The following is a 26,493-nucleotide window of genomic DNA, read 5'->3' as shown; positions in this document are numbered from 1 at the left end:
AATTTATGTTCCTTTTAATAAATTTTTTACGTTGTAAATATAACATTTTTATTTCTATATTTCAATACCGTTACATAAAATAATATAGAAATATTTTTCTGCCATCTTCTAAAATTGGATAGCCTTTAAAACTTAGTTAATCGCAATATAACGACGAGCACCTGAATATGATAAGTAAGAAATCCAATAGTGACCATCTGCCTGAATAAGGGTATCATAATTTACTGTATTTCCAGCATCATAATATGCCAACTCAGGTGCAGAAATCTTTGGTTCTGCTTTGATACTTGCATGGCCTTTGAAAGTATAAACACCACTATTAGGAATTGATGGTTTAGAAGGATTAGATGTAGTTGAAGCACTTTCTACAGTTGTCGTTGTCCCACCTACACCAATTTGTTTACCACTATCAGTAACATAATAGAGATGGATAAGATATTCTCCTCTGTCATTCTTATGATCACTGATTTTTACAGAAGTCTTATAGGTACCATCAGATTGTTTAACAGCTTTATACCATTTCAAATCATCTTGCCCATTTTTTGCTGACCAGATTGGAACTTGAACTTCTTTTAGTCCAACATTACTTGAAACATTTGAAATCACAACATCAAAGGTACCTGACTGGTCATTCTTATTTAAAACATTAATGGTTCCTTTAACCTCTGGTTTTACCTCCGTTGAAAGTTTTTGTACTGGAATATAGCGACGGTTTCCTGCATATGATAGATAAGAAATCCAGACATAACCGTCTGCTTGGAGTGTTTTATCATAATTGACAGTATTTCCTGCTTCATAATAGGCAAGTTCTGGGGCAGACATTTTTGGTTCAGCTTTAATGCTTACTCTCTCTGTAAATTGATAAAATCCTGAAGAAGCTAAATTACTTCCTGTATTATCTGTTGGTGTTGGAGTATCAGGGATACTTGTATTGCTACTTTTTAAATCTTTAAAGTGGATGTAACCAGTGAATGAATTTTTGGGAACCACACGACTATGATAACGGAACCGATAGGTTGACCCATAGTTATACTCCTCGATTTCTACATTATCACCTTTGACGGCTGACACCCAAGCAACGTGACCATAAAGACCATCGTCCAAATATGCTACAGAGCCTCTAGTAGGAATATTATCAACTCTATATCCCATACTTCTTGCATTTCCACCCCATTGTCTAGCATGACCTAAACCTCTAGGTGTATCCAATTTATTAACTTGGTAGAGTCTATTAGCAACAAAGGAAGTACAATAAGCAGTTGCATAACCCCAGCTATCCCATTCCTCCGGATTATTACGCCAAGCCACTGGATAGTCATCACCGATTCTAGAATTATTAGACAAAGGTCGTCTAATATTTCCAACACTAAATAACCTCGAATAACCAGTGCTTGGTGTTGATGAGTTATTATCTGTTATAATTTCAGGAACTTTTGGTTCAGAAATTTTCTCTGTTACAGTTGCTTTTTCAGTCTCCTTATCTTCATGTACCTCCGACTCAATTTTTTTATTTGGCTCATTTGGAATGTTTGGAGTAGTAACTTTTTTATCAGATACCTTATCAGTATTTGTCGCTACGTTAACCTTTTCTTCTACTGTTGATATTGGTTCTGAAGTATTTTCAACTTTGTGAGTTTCATCCGCAGTAACTGTTTCAACATGCTTAGAGCTCTCACTTGTCTTTTCTGGTGTCACAGCACTTGAGGGTGCTTCTGCAGGTGCCAAACTTTCCTTTGGAACTGAAACAGTAGCTTCAGAAAGAACAATCTCAGCGTTTGAAGAAGTTACTTTATCTGATACAACTCCATTATCGCTAGTAATATTTGTAGTTGATTCAGAAACAGCCACTTTCTCATCAGCATGAGCAGTCTGTACACCAGAAAGTAGGAAAACCCCTAAAAGCACAGAAGCAGCACCAAAAGAATACTTACGAATTGAGAAACGTTGAGCAACTTGATAAAAACTAAATTTCATAATAATATCTCCTAGTCTTTTTCATAACTCTCTCCTATGCAAAAAAGTATAGCACGACTATGACTATCAAATTAATATAAATCGCAAAAAGTCTAAAAATTGTCACTATTACAAATTTATTATATTTATTCACACAAAATATAAATATTTCTTTCATTGAGATTAGAAAGTCAGTTTTTTGGAAACTTTGCAAGTATTCTGGATATATATATATATATTTAAATAAACAAATATAGGATCAGGTACTTGTTTTCAAAGGACAAAAAAAGATGCGGTTCAATCAAACCACATCTTCTATTTTTAGTGTCTGTTTAAAACGATAGTCTTTAGATTGTGTTGACAAAGAACAATTAGGGTACTTCCCTAAAATCTCTCGAACAGTGGACAGACCTATACCACGTCCTTCTCCTTTACTTGAGCGACCAAGTTTAAAGATACCGACTGTATTGATAGATTCTTGAGCAATGGTATTCTCTACTATTACTACCTTTGTCTCTCCACTGATAAGAGCAATGTTTACTTCTTTAGTACTGCTATCCAGACTAGCTTCAATAGCATTATCCAAAAAAATGGACAGCACTGTTATGAAATCCAACAATTCCATCCTCGATACTTCAAAGATATCACTGACCTCAAGGTGAATGGTAATGGACTGACCTTGTGCTTCCAAGATTTTACTAGCCAAGACACCTTTAACAGCTTCATCTTTAATATTAATCAAGTTGGCAATTTCGTACTGTTTTCCCTCAATCTGAGTCTTTGTTTTTTCAAGAATGTTATCGTAGATATCGGAAATAATAGCCATATCCTTGGAGTCAATGCCGTATTTTATACTAGACAAAACATTTAGGTAATCGTGCCTGAAGCGACGAAGATCCGTATAGAGTTGTTCGATTTGTTGACTATAATGAGCCAAATCACTCATTTGCTTATCTTTTTGGAGAAGGACTTCTTCTTTGAGTCTTTCGCTGAAGGTCGCATTGATATAAACAAGGGTCGCAAGAAAGAGTAAAGCATAGGTCACCACCAGGTAAACATGCCAATCTCTTCCTCCAGGGCTCTGTTGCACAAAAAAGGTAATATATTGGAGAAGCGGGGCATAAGATAACATTGATATATCTATAAGCAATAAAAAGTACTTTGAAAATGACTTTCTAAAACCATAGTTCAACGCTTTGAAATTCACTTTTAAGGTCTTAATGATTAACCAAAATACGGGAAAGACCAACAACCCAATGACAAGATTTAAATGAAAATGGTTAAGTACAATCAGATAATGACGATTGATAACTAAGGCAATCCCATAAATAATAAGATTGTGAACAAGACTTTCTATGACGATTGGAAACAAGCCATAGAAAATATCTAATAACCTATTGCCATAACGATTTCTGTAGAGGGAATAAACAACCAAGAAGGCATGCCCTAAAACATAGGATAGAGCTGGAGAAAGCACAAATAAAAATCGGATAATCAAGGGGATGATGATATACCATCTTAGCTTTATCTTCTCGGAGGTAATGTATTGATAAATGAGAATAAAGAGGATAATCTCCACTAAAAAGTCGAGATTATCCAACACAAAATTGATTGCTATCATAGGCTAATTCTCTCAAGCAATTTCTTTAGTTTCAACTTTGAAACATAACAGATACCACCATTTTCAAAATAGACCGTCCCCGTACTTTTATCTAATTTGGTGATATTTTCTGGATTGATAAGGAAAGATTTGTGGCATTTAAACAGTCTAGGGTCACTCTTTTCAATTTGAGAGAGACTGCCATAAAACTCAATCTGCTCCTCTTTAGTATAAAGGATAACCTTGTGAACGATATCTGACGTCTCAAAGTACAAGATATCATGAAAGGGAACCTGAATAACGGTCTTAACATTCTCAATCCGAAAAGCATCTTCTGGACTCTGACTCTGTATCTTCTTGCAGGTTAATAAGATAATACTTTCCACACGCTTTTGAAAATCCTCTCCCTCCAAAGACTTATCAATAAAGTCTAGAGCTGCCAGTTGGTATTGAAAAGTCAAGGGCAGATACTCTGAATGGGTCGTGAAGAAAACAATATTGGCATAGGGATCATTCTTGCGAATCTGCTTAGCCACTTCCAAACCTTTTTTAGTATCATCTTTAATTTGAATGTCCAAGAAAAAGAGCTGATGAGATCCTCTCTCGGCAATAGACTCTAACAGTTGATTAGGTTTGTCAAAAACCTCAAAGTCCCCTACTTTAATGTTATTTTTCTTAAGAATCGTATGAATAACCTCTTCAATACGATTTTGTTGGATAATATGATCCTCTAAAACATAGATGTTAAGCATACCTTAACTCCTTCAGAATTGTAATAAAAATCACTATAGGTAGATATCTCTACTCCATAAAAAATTTAATCTTACTCCATCTAAAATGAGAGATATCTGTCTTTTAATTTATTTTACAAAAATATTACATTTTTAACAAGAGAACATATCATTAAAATGATAATATTTTTTCCTTCACCCCACCAAAAAACACCACCCTCAAAAGAGTGTGATGTTACAACTCTTAAGAAATATCCACATAGCGTCTTGCACCACTATAGGTTACATAAGACAACCAGGTGTGGTCATCAGCTGTTAGGACCTTGTCATAGTTTACTGACTTACCAGCATCGTAGTAGCTAACATCTGGGTTGGCTACCAAAGGTTGAGTCTTAATACCAGTACGATCTGTAAAGGTATATGAACCTAAAGATGGAAGGTTGTGGCGGGTTGCATTTTGTACTGGAACAGTTGTACTAGTGCCTCCGATACCTATCATCTTACCGTCTTGAACATAATAGAGATGGACAATGTATTCGCCCGCTTCAGCCCTATGGTCTCTAACATTGATGCGAACCTTGTAGCTACCATCACTTTGTCTGTCAGCTTGGTACCAAACTTTCCTTGGGAATTGAAACAGTAGCTTCAGAAAGAACAATCTCAGCATTTGAAGAAGTTACTTTATCTGATACAACTCCATTATCACTAGTAATACTTGTAGTTGATTCAGAAACAGCCACTTTCTCATCAGCATGAGCAGTCTGTACACCAGAAAGTAGGAAAAAACCTAAAATCACAGAAGCAGCACCAAAAGAATACATACGAATTGAGAAACGTTGAGCAACTTGATAAAAACTATATTTCATAATAATATCTCCTAGTCTTTTTCATAACTCTTCCCTATGCAGAAGAGTTCAACATGACTATATCTATCAAATTGTTATAAATCATAAATAGTTAAAAAATTGTCATTACTAGCAATTTATCATATTTTATTCGCATATAATACACATAGTATTATCATCAGATTAGAAAATTGTTTTTCCGAAATTTTCTATTATTCTAAACATATATGTTTTTTACAAAACCAATATCGGGGTAGATATTTGTTACAAAGGACAACAAAAAGATATGGTTCAATCAAACCACATCTCCTATTTTTAGCATCTATTTAAAACAATAATATTTAGATTATATTGATAATGAAGAATTAAGGTACTTCCCTTAATTCTCTTGAACAGGCGACAAACCAATACTATGTTCCTCCCTTACTTTAGTAACCAAATTTCAAAATATGAACAAAAAAGAGGCAATAGCCCCTTCCTCTTAGTGTCCAAACGCTTACGCTGATTATTATTGTAGCATAAAACATTCTATAGTCAATGTTAGGAATTACTTGTGGCTGTACCATCTAAATAGTTAATGTTAGCATTCTTTGAAACATTCTGAAGTGTGACCGAACTCACATTTCCATCACTCGTTGCTAATCCTGCTTCTGATAGTTCAACTCCATATTGTGTCCCATTTTCATCAAAGGATGTCCAGTAAAGCGTTACAGTCCTAGGTACTAACTCATTGTCAGTATAGTTTGCAACAACACAATAATCTAAGTACATATTTTGGTTTTTCTTCAACCATTTGGCTAGTGCATTTTCGTAGTATAGCATACCGTTTGGATTATTAGCATCCGTTTTACTATCAGACATCGTTCCAGCATTCAAATAGCGTGTCATTGGCACTAGATTCTTGATTTCAGAATTTAATCCAGAAAACTGATAACCAATAAGATGCCCACGATTCATCAGATAAGCTTTTTTGACTTTTCCGTGCTCATCTTCGTACTTAAAACGATAGTTATGCCAGCCGACTGGATCAACATTAATTTTACTTTCCCTATCATCTTGTGGCTTATCTGAATACTTTAGTCTGATGTGACCATATGTTGCTCTATCAAGGCTATCCAAATCTCCATTTACCATTAGCTTATGGTTTTCGAAAAGCAATGGAGTATAACTGAAAGTATCTGATTTTACTCCATTGTTTTCAGAAGAAGTGGTCCCGGTTTCCGACGATTCTGACTTGGGAATAAATTTCCCAAATAATTTTCCGACATCACTTGAATTGGCATGCTCTCCTTTACTAATAACATTAAAGCCACTAGATAAAATACCAGGTACATTAATTCCTTGGGACATACCATATCCAGCTATACAAAACATAACAACAATAGCTATCGGTATCCAAATCAGACTGCCAAGACAACCTCTTTTTTCATTGTTTTTTCTAAGCATAAGACCTCCATAATTCTCTATAAATTCATTATAGACTTAGGAGTCACTATTCGTAACCCAGTGACATAAAAAAGGCCTTAAGTGGCCTTCTAACTAATCTGGAGATAAGTTCATACTATCAATCAATAAATCTTATAAGGTGATTCTTATCTAAACTATATCCTTGAATTTCAGCAACTTTCTTAATATCACCTGTCTCTTTATAAACAATAGAGGCGTGGCTGTCTTTTAAAATACTAGGAGTGATTACCTTACCATAAGCATGTCCAATGTTCTTTGCTAGATGACCTATTGTATTTCTCCCCATAGGCTTTTTCAACATGGTTAAAAATAATGACGGTATAGAAGGGTCTAAGTCCCAGCGTCCACGTCGTTCCTTAACAAATGGAGCTATGTAAGGAATGGTGAAAGGAAGAAAACGGATAAACTGTTTCTCGTTGTTCCTAACAACCCAAATTCCTTTTTTACGCAGATCAATATCCCTAACTGTCAAGTTAACAACTTCTTGAGTACTTGCTCCAGTACCAATTATGATCGCAAATATAGCAATATTTCGCTCTTTCTCCTTTTCCCAATTATCAGCTTTTTTCTGAGTTGGTAGAGTTGTAACATAACTGTTTGCCATGAAATCAAGTAGCCCTTCAAGCTCTTGCTGCGTATACAAAATAGTCTTCTTCTTTGATTTGGAATATATTATGTTGTGGTAACTCTCTTTATAAACTATCTTCCATTCATTAAACACGTTACGATAAAACAACGGCATACCTCTCTCAATTGTAAAAGAGGTATTCGTAAGATAATTCCAAAATCCTGCTAAAGTATAGAGAATAAATCTTTTTCCCGCTGGCTTCAGACGTAAATTTGCCAAATATTTTTGAACAAATTCTCGTGGTAATTTTTCTAAGTCTGTCAATGATAATGAGACACCCTCTTTATCAATCGTAATTGCATAGCTATTTAAAAATTTCTGAATCACAGACAAACGTTCAACCATTTTGGGAGAAGGTTCTTCAACATCTACTTGAAGGTAAGCCATATACTCGTCTATTAGTTCTGGCAATTGCCTTCTAAGTGCTAGATATTTATCTTTCTGTTTTGACATGATTCCCCTCCTCTCAACACTGATAGCAATTAACTACAAGTTTACTACTTATATTTTTAGACCTATTATATCATACAAAAATGTATGTTTTTTTAAGATTTAACTAGTATAAATAATCTCTAAAACAAAATAGCGATACACGATGTATCGCTATTATATGTATAATCTATTTACGAAAACATATCTGACGTTATATTTTAAAATAACTCAGTACCTCAGCTAAAAGTTGTTCTCTCGTCTCTTCAAAATGACTTTCAGACAGTGATTCCAATCCTTTCTCACTAAGTTCAGACAGTTTCTCTTGTAACAGATTCTCTGCTAAATGTTTAATATTTACCTTATTGTCTTCATCTGCCGTCTTAGAGAGTTCCATTTTAATAGCTGATTTAACTGCTACTACTACTAGTCTTAAACGGTCTTTGTCATCAGTTCCATTTTCATAATTTGGCTCAGACCAGTCTGGAACATTTGATGAGCGATTATCTTTATTAGTTGGATGCTTATCTCTCAAGTCTGAAAGTTTTGTATATCCTGCTACTTCCCATTTATTAAGCAAGGTTCTTGTCCAACCAAAAGTACGGTTTCCGTCACTTCCTGTTCGTTCCAATGCCTCAATGACAAGTTCATGATCCATTGTTTCAAGCCAATGTTTTAGTTGATTTTTATTATTGTAGTTGTCTGCTTTACTTCCTTTAGGAAAGATTGTGTAGAACTTTTCCATCACGATAGCCATCTTACGCTTGATGTCCAATTCCTTCTTCTTCTCGAAAGTTATGACTTTATCATTTGTGGCAACAATACGTCTCAAATCATCATCGAATGGCTTAAATCTAAAAATATAATGGGTAATAGATTTCCCCTTTTTGATTCGCTCTACTGTTAAATCCTGTATGACAGGAAGGCCATGCTCATCAACTAATAGCGTATTAATTTCATCCAGTGCTTGCTGCAGCTTAGTCCCCTTTGAACGAAGTAAACTAGGACTATCCAAAATCAAAACTTCTTGTTCAAGCTCTTCAGCTGTATCTTTTACAAACCCAGTTTTACGCCAGTCCGCTAAATGCCTAAATAATCGTTTAGAATACTTACTCTTCAATAAGTTATGGTAATCACGCCCATACTGAATATACTTAGCTTTTTTACCCCACTCAGGGTTATTGAAAAGGTCTTTAACTGTACGCTTGACCTCTACTTTTACTTTTGTTCCATCTTCTGTAGTAACTTCTTCATACTCAGTGTATTCCGCATCAGACAAGTGGATTTTAATGAGTTTATTTTCATGGTCTACTCTAAAGGTCTTGAATAGTGGAATAGAGGTGTAAGAGACTACCTTACCATCGACAACTTTTTCGGGATGTCGATATACAATTTTAGTCATTCTTTCCTCTAGTTCCTCAACTGTAGTTTCAAATCGTTTCCCAGTCCTAGGAACAATCTTTTGCTCCCTAGAACTGAAAAAAGTATTTCCTGCTAGCATTGCTAGACTCGAATAAGAAAATATTGCTGCTTCATTTTCGTCATAAACATCTCGCAACTCACCAAATATAGAGTAAATCATATTTTCTTGAAGAGGCGAAAGGTCTCCAAGTTGGAACATTTGGGTAAACTTATTATCATACTTGATGATCTCTCTGAACTCTCTATTCTCTACCAAATGCTTCTACCTCTCTTAGTTCATTCATCATACATATTGGTTGTATTTTAAATAAAAGTAATTATTTTACTATAACCTAATTGCTTACTGCAATATGTGACAGGGTATAAACATATTAATTTACAGCCCTTTTGTATGACATTATACCACTAATTTTCTGATTTTCATAGTTATTTTTAAAATTTACAACCATTTTGTAGGATATACATACCATTTTATATGAAATCCATGCACTTTCGTAGACTTAACATACAACTTTATAGGACATACCTACCGTTTTGTAGGACACACCTACCATTTTATATGAGATACATACACTTTTGTAGACTTAACATGCAACTTTGTGTGACTTTCATGCAAAGTTATAGGATATACCTACCATTTTGTAGGATATACATACAGTTTTATAGGATAATGTTTAGCTAAACTCAATAACATCAAGGGTTTCAGGAGTTCTACTACTTAAACTATATTTAACTACTTAGTTACTATTCTTAACGACTTAATACTACTTAATACTATTTAAACTATTATTACTAAATATTCTTAATCGTAATTGAGACCATTAAATCATAATAAGTTCTTTAAAAAAAGCTACAAGTAATCTAAAAAAGAAAAAGTGTAGAAATACCTACACTTTTGTATGATAAAGAATAATTCATTCTATTTGAAACTCATTTCAGTTTCTACCAATGTATTAAACAACTCCTTTTGTTCTGGATCTAGAAGTTGATACATCTGGTCTAACATCTCAGTGAATAGCTTATCAGATCCACCACGTTTGGGATAATTCCCGTTTTCTCCTTTAAGGTCTTTTTTGTTTAAAACAGCTCTTAGTGCAGAAAAACGTGACATTGATAATTGTGTCATGTTGAGATTTGCACGCGATTTTTCTTCCGCTGTTTTAGCTGGCTCCAGTTTAGTGAGAATTTTGTTTTTTTCTTTTTTCTGAGTAACTGTGTTTACTTTTTTAGGAGAAACAACGGCTTTTTTTGGTTCTACACTTTCTTCAGTTAGATAGGCAATATCATGCTTTTCCTTAAGTTTATCAATTACTACTTCTTCAATCTCTTTCCCTTTAAAAAAGCGTTCAAATACTTCTTTAGCTGTTATGCGGTCATTTGATTCTACTGCTGCTAAAAGGTTATTATAATTTCTTTGTTGGATTGTATTAAGCTTCTTCGCCATTGTGTTCTCCAATCGTCTTAATTAGTTCATTCATAACATTTGTGATTTGTTTTTGAGGGATGCTATAACCTGTATTGGTAAATACATTTGCTTGATTAGCAATCATATCTTTGTATTGTTTATTATTAAACAAGTATTGTTCAAAAACTTTAGTATTATGCTCTTCAGCAATTTTCTCAAGTGTTGCTACTGCTTCCCTAGCTTTAACTTGTTTTATAGATTTTTTACTAAAACCAGACCCCTTATCAACTTGAGTTATAACGATTCCTGCTATAACAATATCAATTCCAAAGAATGAAAATCCTTCTTGAACAGCTTCAATATCTTCAATGGTATCTTTTACCCCTTCGATACCAAACTTATCTGGTGTTGTAGGAATAAGAACATAAACTTTTGAATTTGTAAAAAGGGTACTTGTTGTAGAAACACCGAAAAATGGAGGTGTGTCAAAGAGTACAAAATCATAGTAGTCATTGATATCTTGAACAACGTTTCTTAAACGAAAATCCCTATCTTTTAAACCAGATGCTTCACTCTCCCAGTTCTTCATTAGTTTACTACCTGGAAGTAAATCATATCCGTCGACTGGAATAATAGCATCAACTATGTCTACTTCTTTTTTTAGTACGGAATAGATTCCTTCTTGTTCGTCTTCATTCACTCCTGCTGCTGTAGTTAGATTGCACTGGCCGTCTAGGTCACCAGCACACGTTTTATATCCAGCATTTCCTAGAGCTTGAGCCAATAACAAACTTAACGTTGTTTTGGCTGCCCCTCCTTTTTCATCCATGACTACGATTGTTTTTGCAACCATATCTACTCCTTTCAATCCGATATACGATACACTATGTATAATAAAACGATACATATAATTAACTACTTAAAGTATACCATATAGAAATCTAATATCAAGTAGTATGTAAGATATATCGTAAACAATACAAGATAAACTATGTATAGTACATAGTGGATAACTCTATTTCCAAAATAGCTTATACATAGTGTATCGTTCACTATATGCTAGTCAAAAGAAATCATACTACATAGAATAAAATCTTGACTAGAGTGATATATAATACACGATACAATATATACCTAAAGGTAATACATTGAAGACGATGTACTGTTTTATTATATACTATGTATATTGTAGAGATAAATAGTTTACATAAAACCTGCTAGTTATCTCACGGACTAAGTATAATTTGTCAGGAGACATTACACTATATAATATACATAGTATATCTACATATAGTGTACTATAGAATCGTACACACTTAATAGTGTATCGTAGACGATATAAATATTATCAATGTACTATAGATAGATAAAAATGTATCGTATATATTTGAATTATTCGCATGTTCCATAGGTTGTATAATACCCGATACATTATGTATTGTAAAATATATATATTATATATATTTATAGTATATATTGGATAATCTACGATGTATTGTGAACGATACATAGAAAAACTATATATGACTATTATTCTATTCATCTTAAGACATTTGAGAAATTAGTAAAAGGTTTGGTTTGAATAGCCTACGATACAAGATACATAGTTTAATAATGTATCTTGTATATTCTAGTGAAGATTGCTCCCTATCTTATCATAGTCGAAAAAGCGATACATAATGTATTGTAGATAATATATATTCTATAGTTCTATAGTATATAGTGGATTATCCACTATGTATAGTGAACGATACATTTAAAAACTATATAACATTATTTTTATTCTATTCATCTTAAGGTAATTAAGAAATTAGTAAAAGGCTGATTCGAATAGCCCACGATATAAGATACATAGTTTAACATTGTATCTTGTATAAGCTTTACTAAGAAAGGGTTGTTTCTCTATTTTATTATGTCCATCAAACGATACATAGTGTGTAGTAAACTATGGGCTATGTATCATGTGCTATATATAATGTATTGAAAAATATAATTGAGAGCAGTATATAAAGTTATTATCCGAATAACGATAAACTTGTAATGTTAATTTCTCTTTGCTATACTAAAGACATAAATTGTTTAATTTATATCAATTCACCACACCTCTAACGGTGAATCTTTGGTCACGTGACTAGAGAAAAGAGGAAACATGGAGGAGGAGATGTCATTACTGGATCTGTCCCAGTGAAAAGCATACCATGTTTAATTGGGTTAAAAGGGAGCGTACTCGCTTTTAGCTATCAGTTAAGCCATCAGACAGAAAAAGGGGCTTAACGCTTTGAAACACGTACGAGATAATTTGCCTTGAGTTTTTGAAAGGCTACAACAAACGTTATTAGCAACTAAGCATAACGAGAAGTTTATCCTATGGTTTGCCATAGGCACGCGCATCCTTGTTTTTTGAGACAAGGCTTGCCGGCTTCTTTGTTATGCTTTTTTTGTTTTGAGTTTGGGTAGAAGGACAAAAAAGGAAGGCGACATCTCGATGTTTAGAGGCGAGGAACAGGTGTTCCCAAGTCTAAACTGTCAGTAGGCGGAGGAAAGGCTACGAATAGGTATTCGAGGCTTTCCAAGGTAACTTTACAACAACATTTTAAAGGAGAAAAAATGACTAAACTAATCACAATTGGAAATCAAGAATTAATTCGCGTAGGACGTGATTACCCTTGTCCTATTTGTGGAAAACCAGATTGGTGTCTGGTTTTTGCAGATCAGACTAAGGCAGTCTGTGCTAGAAAGATTGACCCAGACAAACCACAATTTGGTAGTGCTGGGACGATCTATGAATTGGACAAAAATAAAGCCAGAAAGGTGACTTTTGAACCAAGTTGGAAAAGTCAGCCCTTGGCAAGTATCTCAACACTTCACAAGGTGAACTCTCTTGTGATTGATGTGTTAGGATTGACTAAGGACCATGTCAAGCACTTAACAAGTGCAGAACGAGGTCTTTCTGTTGAGACTATTGCCTTACGTGGATATGCTTCATCGACAAAAGAGACACGGCAGAAGCAGGTTGATACTACAGTATCTCATCCTGCAACTATTTGGGAAAAGCTTTTTGTTGCAAATGGCCTTCCTAAAGATGCATGGCGTGGAGTTCCTGGCTTCTACTGGAACGAAAACGCAAAATGTCCTATTTTTGAATCAAAAGATGGAATCCTAATTCCATGTCGCAATTCATGGGGACAAATTGTAGGCTTTCAAGTACGTCTTGATAACGTTAGTTATCAAGCTAAAGTTAATGAAGGCTTTCAAGAGGGACGAAATGCACGTACTGCTAAGGTCTTCCAAAATGACGATGGGACCTTCAATTGGTATGTGTTTGCTAAAGGTTCATCACATGAACTAGCAAGTGGGACAACTAAGGAAACTAGTGTTAAGTTTTGTTCTGGACTTGAGTTGACTTTTAAAAAAGGACAAAAATATGTCTTTGTATCATCAGCATATAAGCCAGAGGGAACAAGTGCTAAGTCCTTTCCACATTTTGCTTATTCAGATGATATTTTAGAACTAGCACGCTTTTCTGATGAAGGTAAGGCTAAAGTCAATCTTATGAGTAAGGTTGATAACCTTCTAGTTACTGAAGGTCTGCTTAAAGGGGATATCACCGCATCGGTTGCGAAAAACACTCGTCTCTCACAACTGGGTAGCATCTGTGTTATTTCTATGGCAGGAGTAGCAGCATGGCGTCCTATCTCGGACTTTATCGGAAAGACTGAACTCAAAAAGGTTAAACCAATTTATCTTGCATTTGACCAAGACTTTGAGGATAATGACTCGGTATTTGAACGTATGTATGACATGGTTAAAGATCTAGTCACTAAGCAGTCTTGTACAGTTCGTGCTCTAATCTGGCCTCACGAAAAGGGAATCGATGATTTTCTTTTAAAAGCTTCCCCAGAAGAAAAAATTAGATTTAAGACCTATAACCTGTAGCAAAAAGGGTTATGGTATAATGGAGAAAAAATATGGAGAAGTATAAGCTTGTGACAGATATCAATAAAGTAGAGCGACTGATCTCTGAAATCAACACCATTCATAAAAAGTACTCAGAAGAGTATTTTGAAAGTGGTAAACTTGCTAAAGTTAATCTTAAGCACACTTTTGTTAAGGTGCCAGTTGATGAGATTCTAAAATATCGTTTGAATCTGCACGAGTCAATCAACGATTATTTGATGGTAGCAGATGTCAGCGATATTAGTTACTTCTATCGAGTGAAAACATCTGAATCTATTTTAGATAAGATTGAGCATTTTACTAAAAGACCCGAAGGGTATCCAGTAAATTCAGTTTTAAATGATATTTTTGGAGCACGTGTCATTTTGCCAACATCTGTCATTACTGAAGTGGTGAATCGTTTAGATGATTGGAAGGAAGAATACGGTCTTAAAAATTGGTATTTAAAGGATACAGAAGACTACACTGGTATCTATGTCTATTTCAAAAACGGAAGTAATTTTTCTTATCCTTGGGAATTACAAATCTGGGATAAGAATGATATTTCTCGAAATATAGAGAGTCACAAACGCCATAAACGAGATTTCGCAAGGAAACTTGATAACAATAATTAGGTTTCCTTTTTTTACGCGATAAATAGCACATCATAATATGTATAGTGCATAGTGTATCGTACATAATACATATAAGAGAAAGAGGAAGGTATTAGCTTTGAGCTAACCTTCCTTTTTGCTATGAAGGAGAAAAAACAATGACCAATTTACTAACAGTAGCACAAAAAACTGCTAAAAAAGTCACTTTTCCCAAGATAAAAGAGACTGATAAAGCTTGCGATATCGTGAGAAAGTTTTGTACTTATTATGCGAATATTCGCAGATATCACTGTCAGGAACTTTTATCTCAAGAAGTCGGAGCACTAGCAGTAGAGGTATTCGGACAGGAAAATGTCTATACAGCCTACAAAGTCAAAGACATTATGGCTGATATTGAAACCATTGGTTATGATCAAGCTCATTTTTCGAATAAACTAAAAAGACTGTTCGAGGGTATGAATTTGAGAGATGAAGAAAATAAAGAACACCTCTTTGGTGAACAGATTCTTCTCACACTACATGGAAGTAGATTACCTGCTACTAAAAGTGCAGAAGATACCAAACGAACCTTGTATCTTCTCATTATTGACGATTCAAAGGTTAGAGTACCGTTGAAGAAAAACCTAAATTTTTGGAGAGAGAGTAGCTCTCAAACGAGGTATGGACTAGTATCTTTTAGCTTTCTTGAATTGATGTCTATCCATAGTGAAGGTATCTACAAGGAATGTAGTTATTATGGAAATATCCAAAAAATAGCTAACGTCCTTAAAAGAGAGTATGAAGATGCACTTGCAGCCAACCTCAATGCACAATATGTTAATCAGTCAACTAAGACGATAGCTAGTGTGCGTGAGGATAAAATCTTTCAAGATTATGAAATGAACAGTAACACGTCATTTCTTGATTTAGGGTTTTCGAAAGTTGAAGTTGATACTGAGCGTTATCGAGGTAGTGATTTTAACAAGGAGAAATTCAAGGTTCTAGAGAAGGAATGGGAGAAGTTGTGTAATCACTTACCTCATTCGGCTGTAGAGCCAGAACTCAAATTCCGAAAGCTAGGAAAACATAAAGCAAGCGGACTTTATGTGCCTGGATTAAATATCATGGCAGTTGATGTAAGAGATTCCTCATCATTCATACATGAGTATGGACATTATTTAGACTATACGTATGATAAAGCTGGGATCATTAGTTCTACATCACATAGCTTTAAAGATATTCGTCATATCTACAAGGCTAGCTTGCTGAAGTTAATTCAAATAGCTGAGGAAACCAGAACGGACTTAGCTCAAGCTGTTCACATTAAGAAGAAGTTGGACTATTATTTGACACCAACCGAGGTGTTTGCACGTGGCTTTGAATGGTGGGTTTTTGAAACTTATACCAAGGATTCAGAATTGCTATCTGATGAAGCAACTTACTATACTCGATTAGAGTATAGGGCTTTAAGGCAATGTCGACACCTTTTGTTTGCATTTTTTGATACGTTCTTTGAGAACTATCGTGCTATGCAACCAATTTATAAGGTCGAGAAGGTGCCAAAAGCATTAGTAGCTTGTCGAAAGCCACATGATGATAAACCAACGACTGAAGGAGAGCAGTTAAGCTTGTTTGAGTTCTGAGAGGAGAAAAACAATGATTACTTACATTAAACAGGCTTTTAAAAAAGCTATCGATAACAATATCCAAGATATTACCTTCTTCCCACATGGTGAAGAATACGAGGTAGCATTTAGAAAAGCTGGTGTCAAACAGGTCTATGACCACATTTCATCAGAAGATGCGGATGTTCTATTTAATCATATAAAAGTTATGGCTGATATGATTGTAATCGAAAAACGGCGTGGGCAACTAGGTACTTGTGACTATCCGTTGGATGATGGTAGAGTTATCACCATCAAGATATCAACGGTAGGCGATTTTCGAGGTCTAGAAACGATGGCTATACGACTATTAGATTGTATCAATGGGGATGAGCATCGAGTTTCTTTGCGTGACTTTGATTTTGATAGTAGCTTGGAAAACGTACTTGAACAAGTACGCATTCCGGGCTTACACGTCATTACTGGTTGTCCAGGTGTTGGTAAAACGACTTTAGCCTACTTGATACTTGCTGAAGCTTTTAAAGAAGGGCAAGTAATGACAATTGAAAGACATGTCGAAATTAAGGATGTATCTTTTGGCCAGCTACAAGTCAATGAGGTTAACCGTATGGACTATGATGCTCTGGTCACTTTAGTCCCACGCTTTAATCCTAATGTCTTGTTTATCGGTGAAGCTAATACACAAGAAGAAGTAGAAGCAGTACTTAAGGCTGTTGCTGCAGGATTAAGTGTCGTTACAACAGCCTATCAAGATGACTTTTTAATCCCACATGATGTTTTAGAAATGAAACAAGGACAAGATGGGAAACGAAACGTAGCTTTAGTTAAATAAAAGAGGAGAAAAACAATGACAGATAAAATTAAGATTGATGCTTTTGACCGCTTCATGGCAGTAAGCCATTTTGATGATGAAATGGCAGAAGCTCACACCCCGACTGAGGATGCTATTCATAATTGGATAGTTGATCATCAAGAGGATGATGAGCTGATTTCTGGAATCCTCACACACCTTGATCGTACGATTAAGAATGCTATGCGTTACTGCATCAGAAAAGCCAGTAAATCTGACTATAAAAATGGTCAAGGGGCCATGGTTGATGATGATACGGTCTTTTCTTGGGTTAAGGAGTATTTTACTGCGGAAGAAGTAGAAATAGGTTCTGTTTTTGGTAGGATGTCTACTGGTAGTAAGAAACCAACAAAAAATCCAAAAAAGAAGAGCCAAACTAAAAAGAAAACCCCTAAAGTTGAGACTAAATCAGTAGTAGGTAAAATGACTACTGGTAGCAAAGAATCAACCAAGAAGCCTAAAAAGAAACAGACTAAAAAGACCCCAAAAACAAAGAAAATGCCTAAAGAGGTTGGGGAACAGTTAGATCTTTTTTCAGATTTATCTATTGAAGAAGGGGAATTTTAACAACAAGGAAATAAAAAATGGTCCTAGGGCCATTTTTTATTGATTAAGGAGAAAAACAATGACAAAAGAAATGACTATTCAAGAAATCGTTGACAATCGTCTAAAAGTTCCTAACGGATTTTTCAAGTGGGCGATGAATGATTTTCCTATCTATGAATGGACTAATAAGTCCAGGACAATTATCTCTTCAGACCGAAAAAAATTTTCGAAAAAGGTTACAAAACGCTTATCACTTAACAGCCGTTTAACCTTTGTAGGTGATACTTTTTACTATGTCTGGATGGGAGTCACAAAGAAACGCATTGAAATGCAGATGTATTCTGTGACTCAATCCTTCGAAAAAGGAAAAGAAAAGTTCAAAGTCAGACTTTACAACTTTTATCAGCTTGCCAACAATAAGATTGTTAAAGCACACCGGGATCCATTTCTTTCAGCCCAAAAAGGTAAAGATATCTATAGAAGTGGATTCCAAAATCAGAGGAATGCTCTCTTTTTTGGTTCTGGTGCATTTAGTGTCTATACGCTTTATGGGGATATGGAAAGTCTTATTCAGAAATTACAAACAAAGTCTGAGTTGAGATATTTAGATTTTGGACAAGTGATTAAAGATAATTTTGAGATAAGCTTAGTGCTACCTCATCTTTATAAATATAGAGAGCGTATTGAATTCGCTCAAAAAATCAAGGCGCGTGGAATCGTCAAAGATTTGGTAGGGTCTACGTTTTATAGATCATATTACTCATATAGTCTTGGGCACAAGCATACAAATATGGGGAAGGCTACCATGAACTTTCTTAAAAGGAATAAACCGTATCTAAAAAATACGGATATAAATGTTGAAAAGGCATTTTTCGAGGAAGATTTGCGTAGACGATATGGTCGAACCTTCGAGGGGTTATATGAGTTGATTATAAACGCTATGATTTCTGACAAGAAGCCACTAATTAAGCGTTTGGAAAGTATCATACCATCCACTGTGAAACCAATTCGTTTTATTAACTGGATGATGAAAAACAATATCTCCCTTCGTGATTATGAGGACTATCAAGAAATGGTAGAAGCTCTGGGAATTCCATTTGATGGAGATTATGTAGTTATCCCAAAAAATTGGGAAAACAAACATACAGAGGTCGTAGAAAATTATTCAGCTCTTCTCGAGAATCAACAAGCACGTGGTACATATTTACGTGTAACTAATGCTGTCAGAGATTTGAGAGAAGAGAAACAACGCCTTGAGGACGAAAAGAAAGAGGCGAAGTTGAAGATTGAAACAGCTAAACGTTTGACAAACATGATGAAGGCTCAGACCGCATTTGACAAGTATGCTTTTATCTTTCCTAAAGACGAAAGTGAAATTGTCAAAGAAGGCAAAACCCTACATCATTGTGTTGGAAGTTATGCAAAAAAACACTTTGTCTACGGAACTTCTATTATTGTCTTTGTTCGTGATAAAACTGACAGAGAAACCCCTCTCTATACTCTTGAATTGAAAAACAATAGGATCATTCAACTGAAAGGAGAAAGGAACAAATCCGCAGATGAAGAGGCAAAGAAAGAAGCAGAACAATTTTTAGCCCATTGTGGAAAGCTTAACATTCAGTTTTAGATAAAAGGAGAAAGATAGAATCGTCAATAGGTTATTAGTCAATCTCGAATTTTCTGTGCTATACTAAAGAAAATATTAGATGTATTCTCTAGTAAAATGCAGGGAGGGACAATAAAAGTAATGAAATTGACTATTATTATATATAACAACAAAAGGATGATTGGGAAATACCTAGTTGATACGGTTAGTGAGACTATAGAAACGTTTGTAAGAAAAGATGATTATCTGTTGAATACAGAATTCACTTATGAACGTATGGTAGACTTTCTAAAAGGGCGTCAAATTGATTTTGGGCGAAAAAATCGAAAAGAGCTTTTAGGCTATACTTATAAAGCTCCAGATGTCTGGCATGAAATTGCCATGACGCACGGTTTTGATACCGATGATTTTTATTGGATATCAATACCAGAACTTAATAATGAGCCATTTGTTTTAGAAGATCATCATCCTAACTTGGTGAGACGATAAACAATTACTTTAACGAAAAAGAAAGACTTGGTATTATACCAGGTCTTTTTTAGTTTTAAGGAGAAAGAACAACAATGGAAGAACAAAAAAATAATACTAAAACAATGACAAAAGCAGAAAAGGTTCAAGATAACCTTTCTGCCATTAAACTTGTGAAAGCACTCGAAGCAGATAACCGTCTAGCCGATAGTGCAGAACAAGAAATTCTCTCTAACTATGTTGGTTGGGGAGGACTTGCTAACGATTTCTTTGATAGTAAGATTAATCGTTTTGCAAAAGAACGTGATGAGCTAAAAAGTCTTGTCACTAAAGAAGAATATCGTGCGATGGAAATGAGCTCCCTTACGGCTTACTACACAAGTCCAGAGATTGCTACTGCAATGTGGGATAAGATTGTAGAAAGTGGTTTTAAAGGAGGTAATGTTCTTGATCCATCAATGGGTACTGGTATCTTCTTTGAAACAATGCCAGAGGATATCAAGAAGAATTCTACTCTTTATGGAATTGAACTTGATACCATTACTGGTGCTATTGCTAAACACCTTCATCAAGATGCTACTGTTTTAGTCCAAGGATTTGAAACAGTAAACTTTGAAGGGACACCATTTGACTTGGTCATTACGAATGTTCCATTTGCGGATGTTCGCATTGTCGATAAAGCTTATGATAATAAACCTTATCGTATTCATGATTACTTCTTTAAGAAAGCTATCGATTTGGTACCCTATCATGGGATGGTTGCTGCTATCACTTCAACTGGTACTGCAGATAAGAGTGCTGGTTCAATTCTGCCAGAACTCCGTCGTAGCGGAACTCAGTTTTTAGGTGGTGTCCGCTTACCAAATACTGCTTTTAAAGATGCTGGAACACGAGTGGTAACAGATATCCTATTTTTCCAAAAAGGAGCTTTTATCCCTGTTCCCGATAATAATATTGACTTCTGGTCTTCAGATAGAAATAAACTCCCCTTTGATAAACGTGTCTCGCTCAATCCCTATTTCTTCCAGGATGCTATTTGTAAAAATCCTTGTGTCCTAGGTGATTATCAGGTACGTAATTTCAATGGTGGAACACTGGATCTTGTGGTAGATAGCTCTTTTGATTTAGCTTCAGAGCTTCAAGAAGCACTATCAAAAGTAACCGTGCCTTTCGAAGTGGAGAGACTAGAACCTCGTGATATTATCCTTAAAGAAGAAGTGAATCATCTTGACCAAGAATTACTTGCTTCACTTGATATTCGATTGAACGAGTATGCTTGTGATAAAAATGGGCGTGTCTATTATCGTGATAACACGTCTATCCGTCCTAGCTCACGCGCAGCGGAAATGATTTTTTATCAAGACGAACAAGGACAGTTCGTAAAATATGATGATAAATACAAAGAAGAGGCCATTTTAGACTTTGAAGCAGCAGTAGAAGCAGACCCTAATATTGTTACGAATACATGGGTAAGTCAAACACCTTCTAAAGCAGCTAAAAGTAAAGGGCTTTACAAAGGTATTTATTTCTATGAAACACCCCTTACGGATACAGAAAACAAGCGTATCCGTGGCATGGTTGCTATCAAAAATGCTTATCAAGCCATTATTGATATTCAAATGACGACAGACTATGATGAAGGTAAATTCAAACAACTGCTTGCAACACTTAATCAAGCCTACGATACTTTCAAGAAGAAGTATGGCTATATCAATCAAGCGGTGAATGCTCGCCTCTTTGACCGAGATGATCGTTATCCTCTTATCGCTAGTCTTGAATTAGAGGAGTTGGACGAGAATGACAGCTCAAAGGTAGTTTTTGTGAAGTCAGATGCTTTTAAAAAGCCAACTATTCGTCCTAAAAAACACCTCCATCAAGTGATGTCAGCAGTAGAAGCCTTGAATGTATCGCTTTCGGAAGGTCGTGGCGTTGATTTGAATCTCATGAGTTCTGTTTATCCAGATGTCTCAGAAGACATGATGATTTCAGAACTAGGTGAGACAGTGATGATTGATGTGGAACGCTATAGTGATGATAAGACGGTACACTATGTTACTAAGGATAAATTCCTTTCAGGTGATGTGCTCACTAAACGTGATTGTATTAACTCCCTTATTGAAGAAGGAGATACACAAGCGGATTGGGAACGTTATTTGGAATTGATTTTATCTGTTGTACCAGAACCAGTTGTCTTATCTGATATTGATTTCAGTATTGGTTCTAGCTGGATTCCTGGTAACGTCGTTTCTCAATGGGTGTTTAGTAACCTTTTGGATGAACCAGTTGGTCTCCATTCTGATGAAGCTAAATCGCTATTAGTGAAATCCAGAATTGGACGAGGTTTCAACGAACGATTGTTAAACCGCTATATTCATCGTCAATCTAACCTACGTTTAGGTTTACGTGATGAGTACAATAAAAGCTACTCACACGCAACAGATATTGTGGCTCACTTGCTTACAAGTAATCAACCAACTATCATGCGTAACTTCGGTACGACTGAAAACCCGCAACGTAAGGTGGATGAAGTGGCTACAGCAAACCTACGTGAGTGTGAACGTGTGCTACAAGAGAGTTTTAAAAACTTTATTCATGAAAACCCAACAGTCCAAGAAGTGATTGAAGATACCTACAATGAAGTCTTTAATCGCTATGTAACACGTCAATATGACGGTAGTCTCTTGGAATTTGATGGCTTGGCTAAAGGTGTAGAGCTTCGCCCTCACCAAAAGAATGCCGTCCAACGTATTCTTGAAGAGAGACGTGCACTCCTCGCTCACGAAGTAGGTACTGGAAAGACACTAACTATGATTTCAGCAGCTTTCAAAATGAAAGAGCTTGGGCTTATTCATAAACCATTGTTTGTGGTTCCGTCTAGTCTAACAGCACAATTTGGTCAAGAAATTATGCGTTTCTATCCTACCAAGAAAGTGTTTGTTACGACTGAGCAGGATTTTGAAAAGTCACGTCGTCGCTTGTTCGTTTCTCGTATTCTAACTAGCGACTATGATGGTATTGTGATTGGGCATTCTCAATTTGAGAAAGTTCGTGTCTCACAAGAACGTGAACAAGCCTTTATTTCTGAAAAGATTGATGAGCTTGATGAGATCATTAGTTACGCAAAAGCTAATGACGACAGAATCACATTCAAGCAAGCACAATCTATGCGTAGAAGTCTTGAGGCAAACTTAGAAACGTTGCTTGAGAACAAGACTGGTATTGATGAGTTTATCAACTTTGAAAGCCTTGGTATTGATATGCTCTTTGTTGATGAGGCTCACGGGTACAAGAATGTCCGTCCTATGACACGTTTGGGGAACGTTGCTGGTATTACCAACCGTACCTCAAAAAAGAATATGGATATGGAAATGAAGGTGCGCGTGCTTCAAGAAGAGCATGATACACGTCATGTTGTTTTTGCGACTGGTACGCCTGTTTCCAACTCTATCAGTGAAATGTATACCATGATGAATTACCTTCAACCAGATGTTATGGAACATTTCGGTGTAAGTTTCTTTGACGCTTGGGTTGGTGCATTTGGGATTGTTGAGAATAGTCTCGAGCTTAATCCTACTGGAGATAAGTACATCTCACGTAAACGCTTTGCTAAATTTATGAATCTCCCTGAGCTGATGGCAATTTACCGTCAGACTGCAGATATCCAAATGACTGAAGACCTTAATCTTCCAGTTCCTATGGTAGAAAAGGTAGCGGTTGAGAGTCAGTTGACTGATAACCAAAAGGTTTATTTGGACGAGCTTGTAGAACGCTCAGACCGAGTTAAAAATGGGAGTGTAGATCCTAGTGTAGATAACATGCTCAAAATCACTAGTGAAGCCAGAAAGTTGGCTTTAGATATGCGTTTGCTTGATGCAAAGCTCTATGTAAGAGCTGATGCAGATAAACTCATGCAAGTGGTTGAGCGCGTGGATAAGATTTATCACAAGGAAGCTAAGCATAAAGGGACACAGATGATTTTCTCTGACCTAGGAACTCCTAATGGCAAGGGTTTCTCTGTTTACCAAGAGTTGAAAGATTTGCTTGTTGAACGTGGGATTCCAGAAGAAGAGATTGCTTTTATTCACGATGCTGCTAACAAAAAGGCTAAGCTCAAACTTCAACGTCAAATGAATGCTGGTGAGATTCGTATTCTCATGGCTTCAACGGAAAAAGGGGGAACCGGTCTTAACGTACAACGTCGTATGAAAGCTGTTCATCATCTCGATGTGCCTTGGAAACCGTCTGACATTATCCAACGTAATGGACGCTTGGTTCGTCAAGGAAATATTTATCGGAAGGTAAATATTTTCCACTATATCACCAAGGGAAGTTTTGATAACTACCTTTGGCAGATTCAAGAAACAAAGCTCCGTTATATTACGCAAATCATGACCAGTCGTACACCGATGCGAGCTTCAGAGGATATTGACGAGCAAACACTTTCAGCCTCTGAATTTAAAGCCATTGCGACAGGCAATCCATATCTTAAACTTAAGATGGAACTTGATAACGAATTTGAGTTGTTGTCTAATCGTCGTAAGGCTTGGAAACGTTATATTGCTTTGTCTCAAAAACGTATTAAGCAAGCCCTTAAAGATAAGGAAAATTACGAGAAGAAACTTTCTCTATTAGTCCAGGATAAAGAGCTTGCAGAAAAGACAAAACCTTGGAAAGAAGTGGTTGAAAAAGAAGATGGTAAGAAATATGAGGTTGAACATAACCCATTTGTTATGACATTTGAACCAGATGGATACGAAGCAACTAAGAAAGATGTTGCAGGTAATCAACTGAACTATGCTATGCAAATGAATGTTGCCTCTGATCCACTACATATGAAAATGACAACCCTTGCTCATTATCGTGGTTTTGTCCTTCGTGCGTTGGAACAAAAATCACCTTGGCAACCAGAACGCATGCTTGACTTGCATATTATTGGTCAAAATAGCTATGCTGTTCGTCTAGACTTTGCGAGTGGTATTGGGACTATCCAGCGTATCAACAATGTTATTGATGGTATGGATAAACAAGCCAAACTCTTACAGGAAAACATTGACCGTTGTTCAGAAACTATTAAGCGAGGAGAAGCTGCAGATGTTTTTGCAGATCAAGCTCGTCTTGACTATGTATCAGCTAAACGTGCCATTGTTAATCCTCTTATCGAAGTCGAGGACGAGTCTAAGAAGCCTACTGTAGAGCAAATTGAAGAAGTTATCAATGCTTTCGAATCACAGTACAAGGCAGACCATCCAGAGATGGATGAGGACTCTGATGTAAAAGTTAGCTCAATCACTGAGGAATATAGTGCTAGCTATAATCCTGATGAAGAAAGCGAACTTGTTGAAGTTATCGATGAGTCAGTAGATGAAGCAGAGGCTGCCTTCGAGGAAGAAGTAGTAGTTGCTCAAGAAACCGTTGAAGAAACGACTCATGTTGTTGTTTCACAAGAAGTTCTTGATATGGCTGATGTCTTCCTAGAAAGTATTTCTGCACTCTTTGGAATGACTGAAGAACATAATGACAATGTTTCTACAGAGGTAGTTACTGAAACCTCTGTTAATGAGGTAGTAGAAGTAGAAGTCTACGAAGAAATTTCACTATTTGATTTCGTTTAATCATAAAAAAAGGATAATATCTTCTTGAGGAGATGTTATCCTTTTCTATTATTGATTGTCATAAATTGAAATGTTTCAGATATTTGGAATAGCCGTCTGTTCAATATTTGGTTAGAAATTTTCTTTATGTTCAAAAGGAGTCAGAATGACTCCTTTTGAATAAAGTTTATAAAAAAGGTAGTGATGAAAATATTATAATAATTACCTCAAAAAGAAGTATGTATAAGTTAAATTGTTTTTTCATACTCAAACCTCTCGGCAAGAAACAAGAATAAGAGCTAGAAAATTTAGACAGTAGACAAACACTATTTTGAGTGTTTCTCTTTGTTAAGTCACCTAGTCTGAATTTAAGGGATTAATTTTATAATAAGAAGGCATTGGATTGTAAAATAGCTACAAAAAATGAAATTTGAGAGACTGCTTTTTATAAAGCGATATTTTACATTTTAAAAATATTAATAAAAAAACAATATTTGCACTTTTTACTCACTAAAAATAAAGATGTATTGGTTACAATAAGAGCGTAGAAAAAATTTACTACATACTAACAGAAGGGAGAATGAATGCCATGAAAAACTCAAAAGATATTTTGAACAATGCTATCGAAGAAGTTTCTGAAAAAGAACTCATGGAAGTAGCTGGTGGTAAAAGAGGTCCAGGTTGGATTGCAACTATTACTGATGACTGTCCGAACTCGATATTCGTTTGTTGTTAATTAAAACAATCTGGATAAGCAGACTAAAAAATCCTGTTTAGACTTTGTCTAGGCAGGATTTT

19 protein-coding genes are annotated in these 26,493 nt (G+C 35.6%); 9 read left to right on the top strand and 10 right to left on the bottom strand.

Annotated features, from left to right (window positions below; genetic code table 11):
- Positions 1–132: 132 nt before the first annotated feature.
- The 10 genes from BSR19_RS10910 to BSR19_RS10865 form a co-directional block, all read right to left on the bottom strand.
- Positions 133–1,974, bottom strand: coding sequence for an SH3 domain-containing protein (locus BSR19_RS10910; protein WP_156247145.1), 1,842 nt, complete (start codon positions 1,972–1,974; stop codon positions 133–135).
- 280 nt (positions 1,975–2,254) lie between these two features.
- Positions 2,255–3,574 carry a sensor histidine kinase gene (locus BSR19_RS10905; RefSeq protein ID WP_156247144.1) on the bottom strand — a complete coding sequence of 440 codons (1,320 nt, stop codon included), beginning with the start codon at positions 3,572–3,574 and terminating at the stop codon, positions 2,255–2,257.
- Positions 3,571–4,305, bottom strand: a complete 735-nt coding sequence (locus BSR19_RS10900) for a response regulator transcription factor (RefSeq protein WP_156247143.1) — start codon at positions 4,303–4,305, stop codon at positions 3,571–3,573. The genes BSR19_RS10905 and BSR19_RS10900 overlap by 4 nt, the downstream gene beginning before the upstream one ends.
- Positions 4,306–4,528: 223 nt before the next feature.
- Positions 4,529–4,951, bottom strand: coding sequence for an SH3 domain-containing protein (locus BSR19_RS10895; protein WP_231606050.1), 423 nt, complete (start codon positions 4,949–4,951; stop codon positions 4,529–4,531).
- Positions 4,887–5,150 carry a YSIRK-type signal peptide-containing protein gene (locus BSR19_RS10890; protein WP_231606049.1) on the bottom strand — a complete coding sequence of 88 codons (264 nt, stop codon included), beginning with the start codon at positions 5,148–5,150 and terminating at the stop codon, positions 4,887–4,889. Before BSR19_RS10890 ends, BSR19_RS10895 begins: the two co-directional genes overlap by 65 nt.
- 519 nt (positions 5,151–5,669) lie before the next feature.
- On the bottom strand, positions 5,670–6,503 hold the full coding sequence (locus BSR19_RS10885; protein WP_231606047.1) for a DNA/RNA non-specific endonuclease: 834 nt from the start codon (positions 6,501–6,503) through the stop codon (positions 5,670–5,672).
- 190 nt (positions 6,504–6,693) lie between these two features.
- Complete coding sequence (locus tag BSR19_RS10880; protein ID WP_156247141.1) at positions 6,694–7,677, bottom strand: tyrosine-type recombinase/integrase; 984 nt, start codon at positions 7,675–7,677, stop codon at positions 6,694–6,696.
- 190 nt (positions 7,678–7,867) lie between these two features.
- Positions 7,868–9,274, bottom strand: coding sequence for a replication initiation protein (locus tag BSR19_RS10875; RefSeq protein WP_231606046.1), 1,407 nt, complete (start codon positions 9,272–9,274; stop codon positions 7,868–7,870).
- 720 nt (positions 9,275–9,994) lie between these two features.
- Positions 9,995–10,519, bottom strand: a complete 525-nt coding sequence (locus BSR19_RS10870; protein ID WP_156247139.1) for a hypothetical protein — start codon at positions 10,517–10,519, stop codon at positions 9,995–9,997.
- Positions 10,503–11,333, bottom strand: coding sequence for a ParA family protein (locus tag BSR19_RS10865; protein WP_118189708.1), 831 nt, complete (start codon positions 11,331–11,333; stop codon positions 10,503–10,505). The genes BSR19_RS10870 and BSR19_RS10865 overlap by 17 nt, the downstream gene beginning before the upstream one ends.
- 1,754 nt (positions 11,334–13,087) lie before the next feature.
- On the opposite strand from BSR19_RS10865, the gene BSR19_RS10860 reads away from it, so the two are divergent.
- The 9 genes from BSR19_RS10860 to BSR19_RS10820 all read left to right on the top strand — a co-directional run bounded on the left by BSR19_RS10860 (position 13,088) and on the right by BSR19_RS10820 (position 26,431).
- On the top strand, positions 13,088–14,416 hold the full coding sequence (locus BSR19_RS10860) for a DUF3854 domain-containing protein (protein ID WP_156247138.1): 1,329 nt from the start codon (positions 13,088–13,090) through the stop codon (positions 14,414–14,416).
- Between the two features lie 32 nt (positions 14,417–14,448).
- On the top strand, positions 14,449–15,051 hold the full coding sequence (locus tag BSR19_RS10855) for a nucleotidyltransferase family protein (RefSeq protein WP_156247137.1): 603 nt from the start codon (positions 14,449–14,451) through the stop codon (positions 15,049–15,051).
- Between the two features lie 137 nt (positions 15,052–15,188).
- Positions 15,189–16,652, top strand: a complete 1,464-nt coding sequence (locus BSR19_RS10850; protein ID WP_156247136.1) for a hypothetical protein — start codon at positions 15,189–15,191, stop codon at positions 16,650–16,652.
- 13 nt (positions 16,653–16,665) lie between these two features.
- Positions 16,666–17,466 carry an ATPase, T2SS/T4P/T4SS family gene (locus BSR19_RS10845; RefSeq protein WP_231606045.1) on the top strand — a complete coding sequence of 267 codons (801 nt, stop codon included), beginning with the start codon at positions 16,666–16,668 and terminating at the stop codon, positions 17,464–17,466.
- A gap of 15 nt (positions 17,467–17,481) precedes the next feature.
- Positions 17,482–18,051, top strand: a complete 570-nt coding sequence (locus tag BSR19_RS10840; RefSeq protein WP_156247134.1) for a Cas9 inhibitor AcrIIA9 family protein — start codon at positions 17,482–17,484, stop codon at positions 18,049–18,051.
- 58 nt (positions 18,052–18,109) lie between these two features.
- On the top strand, positions 18,110–19,657 hold the full coding sequence (locus BSR19_RS10835; protein WP_156247133.1) for a PcfJ domain-containing protein: 1,548 nt from the start codon (positions 18,110–18,112) through the stop codon (positions 19,655–19,657).
- A 120-nt stretch (positions 19,658–19,777) separates the two neighbouring features.
- The gene (locus BSR19_RS10830) at positions 19,778–20,125 is read left to right on the top strand and encodes a hypothetical protein (RefSeq protein ID WP_156247132.1); all 348 of its coding nucleotides are present in this window, start codon (positions 19,778–19,780) and stop codon (positions 20,123–20,125) included.
- 74 nt (positions 20,126–20,199) lie between these two features.
- On the top strand, positions 20,200–25,716 hold the full coding sequence (locus BSR19_RS10825; RefSeq protein WP_156247131.1) for an SNF2-related protein: 5,517 nt from the start codon (positions 20,200–20,202) through the stop codon (positions 25,714–25,716).
- A 559-nt stretch (positions 25,717–26,275) separates the two neighbouring features.
- A complete protein-coding gene (locus BSR19_RS10820; protein WP_145517187.1) occupies positions 26,276–26,431 on the top strand; it encodes a type A2 lanthipeptide in 156 nt (51 codons plus the stop codon).
- The last annotated feature ends 62 nt before the right edge of the window (positions 26,432–26,493 follow it).

It is taken from the genome of Streptococcus salivarius (assembly GCF_009738225.1).
Taxonomy (GTDB): Bacteria; Bacillota; Bacilli; order Lactobacillales; family Streptococcaceae; genus Streptococcus.
The sequence above is the reverse complement of the archived record's forward strand: the minus strand, read 5'-3'. Positions and strand labels throughout refer to the sequence as shown.

Bases quoted from the DNA above. Each gene is read 5' to 3' on its own strand.
- BSR19_RS10895 (WP_231606050.1), bottom strand. From the start codon at position 4,951: ATGCTGAGATTGTTCTTTCTGAAGCTACTGTTTCAATTCCCAAGGAAA.
- BSR19_RS10860 (WP_156247138.1), top strand. From the start codon at position 13,088: ATGACTAAACTAATCACAATTGGAAATCAAGAATTAATTCGCGTAGGA.
- BSR19_RS10820 (WP_145517187.1), top strand. From the start codon at position 26,276: ATGAATGCCATGAAAAACTCAAAAGATATTTTGAACAATGCTATCGAA.
- BSR19_RS10865 (WP_118189708.1), bottom strand. From the start codon at position 11,333: ATGGTTGCAAAAACAATCGTAGTCATGGATGAAAAAGGAGGGGCAGCC.
- BSR19_RS10905 (WP_156247144.1), bottom strand. From the start codon at position 3,574: ATGATAGCAATCAATTTTGTGTTGGATAATCTCGACTTTTTAGTGGAG.
- BSR19_RS10900 (WP_156247143.1), bottom strand. From the start codon at position 4,305: ATGCTTAACATCTATGTTTTAGAGGATCATATTATCCAACAAAATCGT.
- BSR19_RS10890 (WP_231606049.1), bottom strand. From the start codon at position 5,150: ATGAAATATAGTTTTTATCAAGTTGCTCAACGTTTCTCAATTCGTATG.
- BSR19_RS10870 (WP_156247139.1), bottom strand. From the start codon at position 10,519: ATGGCGAAGAAGCTTAATACAATCCAACAAAGAAATTATAATAACCTT.
- BSR19_RS10845 (WP_231606045.1), top strand. From the start codon at position 16,666: ATGATTACTTACATTAAACAGGCTTTTAAAAAAGCTATCGATAACAAT.
- BSR19_RS10875 (WP_231606046.1), bottom strand. From the start codon at position 9,274: ATGTTCCAACTTGGAGACCTTTCGCCTCTTCAAGAAAATATGATTTAC.
- BSR19_RS10830 (WP_156247132.1), top strand. From the start codon at position 19,778: ATGAAATTGACTATTATTATATATAACAACAAAAGGATGATTGGGAAA.
- BSR19_RS10840 (WP_156247134.1), top strand. From the start codon at position 17,482: ATGACAGATAAAATTAAGATTGATGCTTTTGACCGCTTCATGGCAGTA.
- BSR19_RS10835 (WP_156247133.1), top strand. From the start codon at position 18,110: ATGACAAAAGAAATGACTATTCAAGAAATCGTTGACAATCGTCTAAAA.
- BSR19_RS10885 (WP_231606047.1), bottom strand. From the start codon at position 6,503: ATGTTTTGTATAGCTGGATATGGTATGTCCCAAGGAATTAATGTACCT.
- BSR19_RS10880 (WP_156247141.1), bottom strand. From the start codon at position 7,677: ATGTCAAAACAGAAAGATAAATATCTAGCACTTAGAAGGCAATTGCCA.
- BSR19_RS10825 (WP_156247131.1), top strand. From the start codon at position 20,200: ATGGAAGAACAAAAAAATAATACTAAAACAATGACAAAAGCAGAAAAG.
- BSR19_RS10850 (WP_156247136.1), top strand. From the start codon at position 15,189: ATGACCAATTTACTAACAGTAGCACAAAAAACTGCTAAAAAAGTCACT.
- BSR19_RS10910 (WP_156247145.1), bottom strand. From the start codon at position 1,974: ATGAAATTTAGTTTTTATCAAGTTGCTCAACGTTTCTCAATTCGTAAG.
- BSR19_RS10855 (WP_156247137.1), top strand. From the start codon at position 14,449: ATGGAGAAGTATAAGCTTGTGACAGATATCAATAAAGTAGAGCGACTG.